The following is a 13784-nucleotide window of genomic DNA, read 5'->3' as shown; positions in this document are numbered from 1 at the left end:
CTTTCGGGGTTCTATCGACGATCTATCGACTCCCCTGACCGAAAGATCCCGCTCGCCCCTTTTCCGGTCCCTTGTCGCCGCCGGTGCGGCGACAGGGCTATGGGCGCCGATTCAGGGCGGCGATGGCACGCCCCGGCAGCATGGCCGCAGGCCCACGCAGCAACGCATCCGGGTGGGCGGGACGTGCGGGAAGAGGGGAGGCCATGGTGACGACGGCGAGCGTGTACACACGGTCCGTACCGCCATCGGCGCTGGACGAGCAGGTCATCGGCGTCTACTGCCACACCGTGCAGCGAGGCGGCCTCGATTCGGTCCGGGAGGCCGCCGAGGAACTGGGCATGGACGTCCACGACGTCGGAGCCGCCGCGGCCGGCCTGGTCGAGCTCGGTCTGCTCAGGACCGACCCGGTCGGCCACGGACGGCTGCTGCCGGTCGACCCCCGGCGCGCCTCGGCGCTGCTGATCTCCCCGATCGAGCGGGAGATCTTCGCCCGCCGCGACCTCATCGACCAGCTCCGCGACCGGCTCGACCACATCGCCGGACCCGAGCCCCAGCCCGCCCAACTGCCCGTCGGCTCCATCGACCGGCTCTCCGGACCCGCCGAGATCCGCGGCCTGCTGGGGCTCATGGCCGACGTCTGCCAGCGCGAGGTGCTCGTCCTGCGCGCCGGACAGGACCGGGTCGGCCCGCTCGACGACTTCCTGGCGTCCAGCACCGGCCTGATCCGCCGGGGCATCGGCATCCGCGCACTGTGCACGCACAGCAGCCGCGCCGACTTCGCGACGCGCGCCAAGACCGTGCGCCTCGTCGATGCCGGCGTCGAGGTCCGCACGGTCACCCGGCTCGCCCAGACCGCCGTCGTCTTCGACCGGGAGCTGGCCCTCGTCCTCGGCGCGACCGAGGAGGGCGACCCCGTCGCCTGGCGGGTCCGCGAGGACAACGTGGTCCGCTTCCTGGGCGATCTGGTGGACCAACTGTGGGACGACGCCGCCCCCTTCCTGGCGGGCGAGACCGGTTACGCCGAGGTCGCGGACGACCTCCAGCAGGACATCGCCAAACTCATGGCGCAGGGCCTCACCGACGACGTCGTCGCCCGCAAGCTCGGCATGTCCGTGCGCACCTGCCGGCGCCACATCGCCGCCCTGCTGCGCACCCTCGACTCCACCAGCCGATTCCAGGCCGGGGTCCAGGCCGCCAACCGGCTGATGACCGAGGGGGTGTAGACGGCCGTGGCCCAGGGATATCTGCGCTTCCCGAGCATCGCGGGCGACACGGTCGTCTTCGCTTGCGAGGACGACCTGTGGACGGTCGGCACGGCGGGCGGCACCGCCCGGCGCCTCACCGCGGGAGTCGCCGAGGCCGCCCGGCCGATGATCTCCCCGGACCGCACCCAGGTGGCCTTCGTCGGCGCCGAGGAGGGCCCGACCGAGGTGTACGTCATGCCGCTCGACGGCGGGCCCGCGCGGCGGCTGACCCACCAGGCCGCCCAGTGCCACCTCGTGGGCTGGGACCCGCGCACGGGCGAGATCCTCTACGCCGGCACCGGCGACCAGCCGGCCAACTTCGGCCACCGGCTGTTCGCGGTCCGCCCCGACGGCGGCCCGCCGCGCCCCCTCCCGTACGGCTCGGCCACGGCCCTCACGCGCGGCCCCGACGGCCGGACCGTCCTGTGCCGCAACGGCACCGACCCGGCACGGTGGAAGCGCTACCGGGGTGGGGCGGCGGGGACGTTGTGGATATCGGCCGGGGCGGGTGGGGCGGACGGGACCGGGGAGGGCATCGCCGCGCCGACCGCTGCCGGGCCGGTCGCTGCCGCACCCGCCGCTGCCGCACCCGCCGCACCCGCCGCTGCCGCACCCGCCGGATTCCGCCCCCTGATCTCACTGCCCGGCAACCTCGCGCACCCCTGCTGGGTCGGCGACCGGATCTACTTCGTCTCCGACCACGAGTCGACGGGGAACGTCCACTCCTGCCTGCCGGACGGCACCGACCTCCGCCGCCACACCCACCACCAGGACTTCTACGTCCGCCACTTGGCGACCGACGGCGTCCGGCTCGTCTACCAGGCGGGCGCCCGCCTGTACGTGCTGGACCCGGACGGGCAGCCACAGCCGCTCGACGTGGAAGTCACCAGCTCGCTGACCCAGCGCGGCCGCCGGCTGCTGAGCGCCGCCGAACGGCTGGACACCGTACGGCTAAGCCCGGACGGCGCCACCATCGCCCTCGCCTCGCGCGGCAAGGTGTTCACCTTCGCGCCCTGGTCGGGACCGGTGCGCCAGCACGGCGCCCCCGACGGAGTGCGCTACCAGCACCTCGACTGGATCCACGACGGCCGCCGCCTGGCCGCCGTGGCGGGCGACCGAGGCCCCCTGGAACGCCTGGTGGTGCTCGACACGGCCGACGGCACCGAGACCGATCTCGCCGTCGGCGACGTCGGACAGGTGACCGAGCTGGCCGCGTCACCCCGCGCGGACCTGATCGCCTTCGCCACCAACCGCCAGCGGCTGTACGTCGCGGACCTCGCGACGGCGTCCGTACGTCTCCTCGACGAGACGGCCCACGACCGCATCGAGGACCTGGCCTGGTCGCCGGACGGCCGCTGGCTCGCGTACACCTTTCCGCAGACGCCCCGCACCTCGGCCATCAAGGTGGCGGACGTGAGCGCCGGGACGACCTGGCCGGTCACCCGGCCCGTACTGCGGGACATGCGACCGGCGTTCGACCCGGACGGCCGCCACCTGTACTTCATCGGCCAGCGCGCCCCCACCCCCGAGTACGACCAGATCGAGGCCGGGATCGGATTCCCGTTCGGCACGCTGCCGTACGCGATCACGCTGCGCGAGGAGACACCCGCGCCGTTCGTCCCGGGCCCGGAGGGCAGCGGTGACCACGCGGACGAGCAGGACGGCGAACCGGCCCCGACCGTCATCGACTTGGCGGGCATCGAACGGCGCGTCGTCCCCTTCCCCGTCCCCGAGTCCCGCTACATCGCGGCGTTCGGCCTGCACGGCAAGGCCCTGCTGTGGTCGGTGCCGCTGACGGCCGCCGACCCGCTGCGCCCGCAGGACGCGATCGGCGGACAGGTCTGCCTCGTGGACATGGAGCGGATCACCCGCACCGAGTGCCTGATCCAGGTCGACGACCTGCACGTACGCCCCGGCGCCGACGCCCTCCTCTACCGGTGCGGCAGTCGGCTGCGGCTGCTGCGGGCCGACGAGCCGCTGGAGATCGAGGACGACGACGACTCCGTGGAGGCCAGACCGGGCCGCGCCACCGGCTGGATCGACCTCGACCGGCTCCGGGTGCCGCTGCGGCCCGCCGAGGAGTGGCACCAGATGTTCCGCGAGGCGTGGCGACTCCAGAAGGAGAACTTCTGGCACCCCGGCATGGCCGGAGTCGACTGGAACGCGGTGTACGAGCGTTACGTGCCGCTGGTCGACCGGGTGGCGACCCGCTCCGAACTCTCGGACCTCCTCTGGGAGTTGCAGGGCGAACTGGGCGCCTCCCACGCGTACGAGCGCGGGGGCGACTACCGCGAGCAGCCCCACCACGCGCAGGGCTTCCTCGGGATCGACTGGGACACCGACGACCCCAAGACCTGGCGGGTCCACGCCGTCCTGGAGGGCGACCCGTGGAACCCGGCGGCGACCTCACCCTGCAACCGGCCCGGAACCGACATCCGCCCCGGGGACGCCGTCGTGGCCGTCAACGGCCGCCCGGTGGGCCCCCAGGGCCCGGGCGAACTGCTGGTGGGGCTCGCCGGCCACGAGGTGGAACTGTCCGTACGGCGCGGCGACGCCGACGTCCGGCGGGTCTGCGTCCGGGCGGCCGGGAGCGAGACGGCCGCCCGCTACCGCGACTGGGTGGAGGCCAACCGCCGCCAGGTCCACGAGACGTCCGCGGGCCGGCTCGGATACGTCCACGTCCCGGACATGTTCGGCACCGGCTACGCCGAGTTCGTCCGTGGCTTCGCCACCGAGATGGACCGCCCCGGCCTCGTCCTCGACGTCCGCCACAACATCGGCGGCCACATCTCCCCCCTGCTCCTGGAACGCCTCGGCCGGCACCGCCTGGGCGCCGAGCACGGCCGCTGGAGCGGCGCCCGCCCCTACCCGTCGGAGTCACCGGCGGGCCCGATGGCGCTCCTCATCGACGAACACACCGGCTCCGACGGCGAGATCTTCAGCCACACCTTCCGCCACCTGGGCCTCGGCCCCCTGATCGGCCACCGCACCTGGGGAGGCGTCATCGCCACCTGGCCCCGGCACCCCCTGGTGGACGGCACGATCACCACCCAGCCCGAGTTCCGCTACGTGTTCGACGGCGTCGGCGGCCGCCTGGAGAACCACGGCGTCCACCCGGACATAGAAATCCAGCTCCCCCCGGGCCCCCCACCCACAACGGACCCCCACCTCACAGCGGCCGTCGACTACTTGCTGCCGCGCCTCGACGGTCCGCCAGGGCCCGGGTGACGGCGACTACCGCGTGGCCTCCACCCTGCCTCCAGAAGAAGACCTCGCGCGATCCAGCAGACGTGGAGGTCACGTCGGCACTTTGGTCCGGTGCGGCGGGCTCAGTCGGCGATGTCGACTCCGTAACCGCGTGCGAGGGCGTCGAGCCCGTGGCCGTAGCCCTGTCCCACGGCACGGAAACGCCAGAGCGGGCCGCGGCGGTAGAGCTCGGCCAGGACCAGCGTGCGCTCGCTGGTGGCGGCGTCCAGCGTCGCGCGTGCCAGCGGGGCGGCGCTTTCGCCGGGTGCCGCGGAGACCTGGAGGGCGCCGACGTCGCCGAAGGACAGGCCACCGTCGACGGCCGCGGCGATCACCACCCGGTGCGAGGACGGCGGCAGGGAGACGACGTCGACGGTGACGGTCTGTTCGGCCGGGCCGTTGGTGAGCAGGTGGACCGTGCCGCCGGGGTTCTCCGGGGCGCCGTAGAAGACGAAGTCCTCGTCGAAGGTGACCTGCTCGTCCTCGTCGAGCACGAAGGCGACGACGTCGACCTCGAAGTGTTCCCGGGGCGCCCAGGACGCGGTGACATGCCAGGGGCCCGCTGGGGCGGGCAGGTCGATAACGCCGCCGCGGGGAAGGACGAGGGGTGCCGCGGCGCCGACAGACGTGGCCGGAGCCTTGGCCTCCACGGCGTCGGCGGTGCTGGCCGTGGTTGCCGGATCGGCGAGCCACAGCACGTCGTGCACCGAGAGACCCAGTTCGGTGATCCGGGGCATCCGGCGGTCGTTCTCGCCGCCGGAGAGGACGACGACGTCGGTGACGCTGCGCGAGAGATTGACCGCGGCGGAGCCACCGAGTTCGACGACGCGGGTACGCGCGTCGGCCGCCTCGGCGTGCGCGCCGCCCAGGATGAGCACCCGGTGCCCGGCCAGCGGCCGGTCGCCCGACTTGATGGGAGCGGACTCGGCCTGGCGCGGGGCAGGAACGGCCGGTGCCGCTCCGGGCGACTGATGCGGCGAACCGGCCTCTACGGCGTTGAGCAAATGGAGGAAGGTGTCCTCGTCGATGACGGGCACCCCCTCGGCGGCGGCCCGCCGCGCCTTCGCCGATCCGGTCGCAGACTCATTGCCGACCAGGACACTGGTGTGGTGACTGACCGAGCCCATCATGTTGAGCCCGGCGGCGACGCCCCGTCCGACCAACTCGGCCCGCGCACGGGCGGTTTCACCGGTGATCGCGACCTTCATGCCCTGCCGAAGCGCTCCTCCGGGAACCAGCCGCCCCGGATTGCGATAGGCGCAGGGCGTCTTGGGCGGCTGCGGCGTGAACTGGGACTCGGCCCGCGGCGGGCAGCTCACGAACGGCAACGGCAGCGCGAGCCTCGCCGCTTCCCGCAGCGACGCCCGCAGAATCCCTGCCAGCACCCGGGTGTCGTCCAGCGCGTCGTGCGCGTGCCGCTGCGGTACGCCGTAGTGGGCTGCCAGCGTGCCCAGCTTCATGTCGGCCGTCGGCGGATCCACCTGCCGGTTCAGCGCGAGGGTGCACAGCCGCTGCGACACCGGCAGCCACATGCGGGCGCGGGCGAACTCGTGGGCAAGGAAGTCGTAGTCGAACTGGGCGTTGTGAGCGACCAGAACGCGGTCCCGCAGCATCGCGCCGATGTGCTCGGCCACCTGATCGAAGGTCGGAGCCCCGCGCAGTCGCTCGGCGGTCAGCCCGTGCACGTCGACCGGCCCCGGATCACACCCCGGATCGAGCAGCGTGGAGAACTCCCCGGTCTGCTCACCGTCCCGCCCGACGGTGACCACGGCAACCGACAACACCCGATCCCGCCGGGCCACCAGCCCAGAGGTCTCCACATCAACGAGGGCCCAATCGTGGGCGTATCCGTCCATGGCGGTGAGGTCGGGGCAGGGAGAGGCGAGACTCATGGGGAAAAGGATGAACGGGCCTCCCCTCAACCCTCAACCTGCATGCCCTTTTGTCTCTGTATGGGAAGGTGCGGCATCGACCTGGCACCCAAGTGAACGCGTCGTCGAAACTCCGGAGTCGACCACCTGACGGTCCTGGCTCCGAGGAGCAAAAGGCCCGGCCGAAGCGAGACCGATGACGGGATCCCCGGCAGGGTCTGGACTTGGGGCGTACGGCGACAAGATTGGTCGGTGTTCGAGGCTGGCCCGTGCCGGGGGCATGCGGCCAGAATTGCCGAATGGGCCGTCCCGGAACTCGCGCCACGAGGCGGGACTTCCGGAAGACTTTCGGACCCCGAGTTCGAAGCTGACGCAGGGCGGGGGATGAGGCAATGACCGAACCCAACTACGGCTACTGGCACACACCCTGGGACTTCGAGCGCGAGTTCATGGAACTTGGCAAGGTTCCCTATCTTCACCAGCGGGTCATCATCGATCTGCAACTGGACGGTGCCGCGCAGGAGGTCGAGATCCACCCGACGTCGGTCAGGAGCGCGAGGCTCGACGGCGGTGGGGAAATCATGGAGTTCACGGTGAACGCGACGACCCAGGTTCCCGGGCAGTACCCGAACGTTCGGGTCGGACGGATCTGGATCAAAATCCCGCCCGGCGCCCATGCGGTCCCGGAAGTCGTCAAGGTGATCCCGGTGTAGCTCCTTATGCGCCCGGAGGGGGCCGCCTCGGACGGTGGCCGTAAGGCCTCCTCCCCTCCGGGCCGGCACTTGGTCGGCCAGAGTCGCACCGGCGGCGATCAGGCGGCCGACTGGGCGGGTGGCATCGTCCCCGCGCTGCTCGCGCTTTGCGCCACAGCGCCCCGCAGGAACCCAGCTTCAGCCGGACAGCCACGGACTCGTCCATGCTCCCCGGGGCAGCGACCGGGCCCACCACGCGCGTACGCGCAGGCCCCCTGACCAGCAGAAAGGCCCCACCGAAGTGGGGCCTACGAGAGGCGCCCCCGGCAGGACTCGAACCTGCGGCCAAGCGCTTAGAAGGCGCCTGCTCTATCCACTGAGCTACGGGGGCCGGTGTGTGGCCGGTGGCTCGGCCGGATGGAAGTGGGGGTGATCCATGACCTTGCCGGGGACAAGGATAGGGCTCCCGAGTCCCCGTCCTTGCTGCTTCGCCTCCGTGACTTGATGTGGAGGTTCAGTGAAGCGATCCTGATAATCGCAGGTAGGTACGAATCCTGCATCGCTTTTGGCGACTCCAGCCACGGGTGTTGTGCACTCGTTATGCCTGCGCCCCCTGTCTACCCTTCCGTCCCGCTGTGTGCTTCCTGTGACGTATGACGCGCCTTATGTGGTGCTGTCGGAGGTTCCGGCTGGGCCTCCTGGTGTGTTCTGGCGTGTTATCGGCGCGCAGGTGCACTCATATGCTTCAGAAAGCCGCCAAAATTGGGCATTCTTCGCATGTGGTGACCTTGGACGTACGGCCTCAGCTGCTCGACGCACTTACCGCGCTGCGCGACCGTGTCGCCGCCGCGCGCTTCCCGCTTCCCCTCGCGGGGGCGCCACGCGCGCGTGCCAACAGGAACGAGTTGCTCGCACAGCTCGACGACTACTTGGTGCCCCGCCTGCGCGCTCCCGAAGCACCGCTGCTCGCCGTGATCGGCGGTTCTACCGGTGCCGGCAAGTCCACTCTGGTGAATTCACTCGTAGGGCGTGTGGTGAGCGAGGCCGGTGTGCTGCGGCCGACGACTCGGACACCCGTGCTGGTCTGTCACCCGGACGATCATCACTGGTTCTCCGGGATGCGGGTGCTGCCCGACCTCACGCGCGTGTGGGTGCCCCGCCAGGCCGACGACGAGGCCGTGGACGCGGACGACGACGCGCTCGACCCCGTACTGGAGGACGGGGAGCAGGTGCTGAGGGTCGAGACGGCGGGCACGCTGCCGCAGGGGCTCGCGCTGCTCGACGCGCCCGACGTCGACTCCCTCGTCGACGAGAACCGGCTGCTCGCGGCCCGGCTCGTCAGCGCCGCCGACGTCTGGATCATGGTCACCACCGCCTCCCGGTACGCCGACGCCGTGCCGTGGCATCTGCTGCGCACCGCCAAGGAGTACGACGCCAGCCTGGTGACCGTCCTCGACCGCGTTCCGCACCAGGTGGTCGCCGAGGTGTCGCGGCAGTACGGGGCCCTGCTCACCAAGGCCGGGCTCGGCGACGTACCGCGCTTCACCGTTCCCGAGCTGCCCGAGTCCACCGGGAACGGCGGGCTGCTCCCCGCCACCGCCGTGGCACCCCTGCGGGCCTGGCTCACCCACCGCGCCCAGGACCCCGACGCCCGGGCCATCGCCGTGTCCCGTACCGCGCGCGGCGTGCTCGACTCGCTGCGGGCCCGCATGCCGGAGCTGGCCGCCGCCGTCGCCGCCCAGCACTCGGCCGCCGTGCGGCTCACCACCGCGGTCGAGGACGCGTACGAGAACGAGCACGCGCGCGTACGCAACAGGTTGCAGAAGGGCGGCGTGCTCGCGGGGGACGCCCTCAAGCGGTGGCGGAGCTATCCGCTGGACTGCTCGGCAGGGGAGCTCCTGGACGCCCTCGTGGAGAGTCTCAGCGCCCTTCTTTTGTGCGCCGTCAGCGCCGCGGACCAGCGCGTCGACGAGGCGTGGCGGCGCGAACCGGGCGGTGCCGCGCGGGAGCTGACCGGCCGGGACCCCGAGCTGGAGAGCGCCGAGCACCGCATCGGGATGGCCGTACGACGCTGGCGGCGGGTCCTCGAGGAGTACGCGGAGGAAGAGGTGCGGGCCGTCGGCGACCTGCAAGGCGTCGCACCGCCCGAACCCGAGGTCGTCGCCGCGCTCGTCGCCACCGCGCTGCTCGGCGGCCGGCGGGCCAGGGCCGCGGGTGAGCACCTCGCCGAGCGCATCGGCGCGCAGGCCGCCCTGAAGCTGCGCGACCGCGGTGGGCGGCTGCTCAGCGAGTACCTGGACACCGTGCTCGGCGCGGAGCGCGAACGCAGGCTCACGCCGCTCGACGGGCTCGGCGTCACCCCGGAATCCCAGGCCGAACTGATCGCGGCCCTTTCGCTGCTGCAGAAGGAGAGGTGAGGGCGGTGACCGCCGTCACGGACCACGACACCGAGTACTCCGACCAGCCGCACACCGGCGAGCCCTCCCAGCCCTCTCGGCCCCCCGAGTCGGCCGCCCCGCCCGCCAAGAACGGCGCCTGGGACGACGGGCTGATCGCGCGGCGGGCCGCCGGGCAGTCGGGCGACCTGCTGGAGGCGGCACCGCCGGCCGGCCCGGGAACGTCCGACGACGGGCAGCTGAAGGAGCGCCTGGACGCGCTGCGCGAACTCGTCGGCCTGTCCAGGACCCGCCTCGAGGGGCCGACCCTCGCCGAGGCGGGCCGGGTGCTCGACGAGGCCGCCGCCCGCCGCAGGCTCTCCGCGCGGCACACCGTCGTGGCGGTGGCCGGGGCCACGGGGAGCGGGAAGTCGACGCTGTTCAACGCTCTCGCGGGCGTGCCGCTGTCCGAGACCGGGCTGCGCCGGCCGACCACCTCCGCGCCGATCGCGTGCAGTTGGACCGACGGCGCGGCGGGCCTGCTCGACCGGCTCGGCATCCCGGGACGTTCCCGGCGCAGGCCGCTCCAGGGGCAGCACGGCGACACGCCCCTCGACGGGCTCGTCCTCATCGACCTGCCCGACCACGACTCGGCCGCGCCCGCCCACCGCGAGCAGGTCGACCGGGTGCTCGCCCTCGTGGACGCCGTGATCTGGGTCGTCGACCCCGAGAAGTACGCCGACGCGATGCTGCACGAGCGCTATCTGCGGCCCATGGCCGGGCACGCCGAGGTGATGTTCGTCGTGCTCAACCAGGTCGACCGGCTGCCCGGCGACGCCGCCGAACAGGTTCTCGACGACCTGCGGCGCCTCCTCGACGAGGACGGCATCGCGCTCGGCGAGCACGGCGAACCCGGCGCCACCGTGCTGCCGCTGTCCGCGCTGACCGGGGACGGCGTCGGTGAACTGCGCGAGGCCCTGGACCAGTTCGTCGGCGAGCGGTGCGCCGCCGCGCGGCGGATCGGCGCCGACGTGGACGCGGCGGCGCAGCGGCTGCGCCCGGTGTACACGGCCGGGCGGCAGATCGGGCTGAGCGAGGCCGCCCGCGAGGAGTTCGCCGACCGGCTCGCCGAGGCGGTCGGCGCGGCGGCCGCCGGGCAGGCCGCCGAACGCGCCTGGGCGCGCGGCGCCAACAAGGCCTGCGGCACACCGTGGCTCAGGCTCTGGCGGTGGTACGAGGCCCAGCGCGCCGCCACCGCGAGCACCCCGGCCGCCCTGCCGCCCGCCGACGAGGAGGCCACGGCGCGGCAGCGCGTGGAGCACGCGGTACGGGCCGTCGGCGACGCCGCGGCGACCGGACTGCCCACGGCCTGGGGACAGGCCGTGCGGGAGGCGGCCACGCGCGGGGCCGAGGGGCTGCCCCAGGCGCTCGACGAACTGGCCGTCGCGGCGGGCACGCCGGACGCGGGAGGCCGCCAGCCGGGAACGCCGTCGGGGCCCGGCGCACGACCGCCGCGCCCGGGATGGTGGCCGGTCGCGGTGCTCGCCCAGGTGTCCATGACGGTGCTTCAGGTGCTGGGCGGTCTGTGGCTGTTGGGCCAGATCATCGGCATCGTGTCGCCCAACCTCGGAGTGCCGGTGCTGATGATGCTGACCGGCATCGTGGGCGGGCCGTGCGTGGAGTGGGCGTGCCGGTTCGCGGCGAAGGGACCGGCACGGCGGTACGGGCAGGACGCCGAGCGCCGGTTGCGGGACGCCGCGGCGGCCTGCGGACGGGCGCGGGTGCTCGATCCCGTCGCGGCGGAGCTGCTGCGGTACCGAGAGGTGCGGGAGCAGTACGTACGGGTGACGGGGATTTCCACAACCGGCCGGTAGGGCACAGGCGTCAGCGGGGAATTGAGGGCGGGGGCAGTCTGGGGATCGCGGTTCGGGAAGGGCCCGGGCCGCGGCCGTGGCCAGGTGCGTCAGGGGGCTGACGCTGTCGCTCACCCCGCTGACCTGGGGCGGTCTTCGGACGAGCAGGGGAGGGCGTACGCCATGAACGAGACGCTGCTGACGGTGGTGGGGAATGTCGCGACGACTCCGGTCTACCGGGAGTTGCCGACGGGGCCGGTGTCCCGGTTCCGGCTGGCGGTGACCCCGCGCCGCTTCGACCGGGTGCGCAACGAATGGGTGGACGGGCACACCAACTTCTTCACGGTGTGGGCCAACGGCCCGCTCGGCGCCAATGTGCAGGGCTCGATCACCATCGGTGAACCGGTCATCGTCCAGGGCCGGTTGAAGGTGCGCGACGAGGAACGGGGCGGGCAGCACTGGACGTCGGCCGACATCCAGGCGAGCGCGGTCGGCCACGACCTCTCGCGCGGCACGTCGGCGTTCCGGCGGGCCGTGCGGAAGGCGGCGGGCGGCGGGGCCGAGCATCCGGCACAACAGGCACTGGACGAGCCGTCGTTCGAGATCGAGCCGGAGCCGGTGGGATGAGGCGCGTGAGCGGCGCCGACGCCGCCGGTGATGTGGCGATAAGCCCACTTCACACACGGTTTCGGGGATAACGATTCCGAGTCGGATCGTCGACCGGGCGAAACCTCCAAGGGTCGCCACAGTCGACTTCCTTAGGATGCGGGCGGAGATCCTGGGCTCGAAGGTGCGTCCGAGGGCTTCGGAGGCTCCGGAAGTTTCGAGGGACTCAAGGGTCGGCCGAGTCGCTCAAGGTGGCTCAGGGTCTCTCGGGTCGGCATTGATTCTGGCGGCGGGACATCACCCCCCATGCTTCAACGCGTCCTGCCTGAAGGGGAATTACGTGTATTCAGTGTTCACGCGGGCCGCACGGCACGGGCGGTCCACCGTCCGGATCGCCGCGGCGGCCCTGGTGTCGGGGCTCGTGATGGCCGGCGCGATATCCGGTGCGGGTCCGGCCCGAGCGGTCGACGGCGCCCCGGAGCAGAGCGGGGCGAGCGCCGTCATCAGCGGCATGGACACGTACGGAACGGCCGTCGTGCACCAGGACGGGAAGGACGAGCAGGTCTCCGCGGGCCTGTTCCAGCTGGCGGTCGACGGCGGCGGCATGCTCCAGACGTACTGCGTCGACATCCACAACCCCACCCAGACGGACGCCCGCTACCAGGAGACCGCCTGGAGCAGCACCTCACTGGGCGGCAACAAGGACGCGGGCAAGATCCGCTGGATCCTGCAGAACTCGTACCCGCAGGTCAACGATCTCGCCGCGCTGGCCCGCAAGGCCGGCACCAAGACCCTCACCGAGCAGGACGCCGCCGCCGGTACCCAGGTCGCCATCTGGCGGTACTCCGACCAGGCCGATGTGGAGGCCTTGAGCCCCGCCGCCGAGAAGCTCGCCGACCACCTCCAGCGCAGCGCGGTGAATCTCGCCGAGCCGAGAGCGTCGCTGACCCTGACGCCGCAGGCGGTCTCCGGGCACCAGGGCGAGCGGGTCGGCCCGGTCACGGTGCGCACCGACGCCGGCAGCGTCGGTGTGACGCCGCCGGCCGAGGCCGCCGCGGAAGGCGTGCGGATCGTCGACAAGAAGGGCGAGCCGGTCACCTCCGCCACGGACGGCAGCCGCCTGTACTTCGACATACCCGAGGACGCCGACGCGGGTTCGGCCGCGCTGACCGTGCAGGCCTCGACGACCGTGCCGGTGGGCCGTGCCTTCGCCTCCGACACCCGCAGCCAGACGCAGATCCTCGCGGGCTCCAGCGAGTCCACGGTCTCCGCGACCGCCACGGCTACCTGGGCGGCACAGGGCGCCGTCCCGGCCCTCTCCGCGCGGAAGAACTGCGACAAGAGCGGCGTCGACATCACGGTGGCCAACAAGGGGGACGAGCCGTTCACCTTCGAGCTGATGGACAAGCGGTACACCGTCGGGGCCGAGGCGACGCGGACGGTGACGATACCGCTGCAGGAGGACCAGGCCTACGACTTCACGATCGAGGGCCCGCACGGCTTCGAGAAGCGCCTGCGCGGCATCCTCGACTGCCGGACCGCCTCCGCGGCCGGCGCCGACGACGAGGGCCTGCGCACCCAGACCACGACCCAGCCCAGCCCCGCCTCGGTGGGCGGCACCGGCACCCCCGGCACGGACCTGGCGGAGACCGGCGCGTCGAACGCGACCCCGGTGATCGCGGGCACCGCCATCGTGCTGGTCCTGGTCGGCGGCGCCGCGCTGATCCTCGTACGCAAGAAGAAGGCACCGGCGGAGGGCGAGTCCGAAGGGGAGTGAGCGCGCGGGAGCGGCAGGGCCCTCGCGGGACGTGACGGCCGGAGCGCCGCACAGGATGGTGGGCCGGCTCGGCGTCGTACGGCGCCGACCGACCATGCCGCCCGCCGACCGAAAGTGACC

General features: G+C 72.6%; 8 protein-coding genes and 1 tRNA gene. 7 read left to right on the top strand and 2 right to left on the bottom strand.

Annotation, left to right across the window (positions count from 1 at the left end):
- The first annotated feature begins 203 nt into the window (after positions 1-203).
- Entirely contained in the window at positions 204-1223 is a 1020-nt protein-coding gene (locus tag ABII15_RS13895) for a hypothetical protein (RefSeq protein WP_353942630.1), read from the top strand.
- A 6-nt stretch (positions 1224-1229) separates the two neighbouring features.
- Entirely contained in the window at positions 1230-4472 is a 3243-nt protein-coding gene (locus ABII15_RS13890) for a PDZ domain-containing protein (protein WP_353942629.1), read from the top strand.
- A gap of 101 nt (positions 4473-4573) precedes the next feature.
- On the opposite strand, the gene ABII15_RS13885 is transcribed toward ABII15_RS13890, so the two are convergent.
- Complete coding sequence (locus ABII15_RS13885) at positions 4574-6382, bottom strand: TerD family protein (RefSeq protein ID WP_353942628.1); 1809 nt, start codon at positions 6380-6382, stop codon at positions 4574-4576.
- A 371-nt stretch (positions 6383-6753) separates the two neighbouring features.
- Between ABII15_RS13885 and ABII15_RS13880 the strand changes: the two genes are divergently transcribed.
- Positions 6754-7074 carry a hypothetical protein gene (locus tag ABII15_RS13880; protein WP_353942627.1) on the top strand — a complete coding sequence of 107 codons (321 nt, stop codon included), beginning with the start codon at positions 6754-6756 and terminating at the stop codon, positions 7072-7074.
- A 297-nt stretch (positions 7075-7371) separates the two neighbouring features.
- Here the strand turns inward: ABII15_RS13880 and ABII15_RS13875 are convergent.
- Positions 7372-7444, bottom strand: a tRNA-Arg gene (locus tag ABII15_RS13875).
- Positions 7445-7832: 388 nt separating this feature from the next.
- Here ABII15_RS13875 and ABII15_RS13870 point away from each other — a divergent pair.
- The 4 genes from ABII15_RS13870 (at position 7833) to ABII15_RS13855 (ending at position 13664) form a co-directional block, all read left to right on the top strand.
- Entirely contained in the window at positions 7833-9470 is a 1638-nt protein-coding gene (locus ABII15_RS13870) for a dynamin family protein (RefSeq protein WP_353942626.1), read from the top strand.
- Between the two features lie 5 nt (positions 9471-9475).
- A complete protein-coding gene (locus tag ABII15_RS13865; protein ID WP_353942625.1) occupies positions 9476-11302 on the top strand; it encodes a YfjP family GTPase in 1827 nt (608 codons plus the stop codon).
- 162 nt (positions 11303-11464) lie between these two features.
- A complete protein-coding gene (locus tag ABII15_RS13860; protein ID WP_353942624.1) occupies positions 11465-11908 on the top strand; it encodes a single-stranded DNA-binding protein in 444 nt (147 codons plus the stop codon).
- A gap of 319 nt (positions 11909-12227) precedes the next feature.
- Positions 12228-13664 (top strand): TQXA domain-containing protein, encoded by a 1437-nt coding sequence (locus ABII15_RS13855; protein WP_353942623.1) that lies wholly within the window; start codon positions 12228-12230, stop codon positions 13662-13664.
- The last annotated feature ends 120 nt before the right edge of the window (positions 13665-13784 follow it).

The sequence above is a fragment of the Streptomyces sp. HUAS MG91 genome (assembly GCF_040529335.1).
In the GTDB taxonomy this organism is placed as follows: domain Bacteria; phylum Actinomycetota; class Actinomycetes; order Streptomycetales; family Streptomycetaceae; genus Streptomyces; species Streptomyces tabacisoli.
Note: the sequence above shows the minus strand (reverse complement) of the source record. Positions and strands in the feature narration are given on the sequence as shown.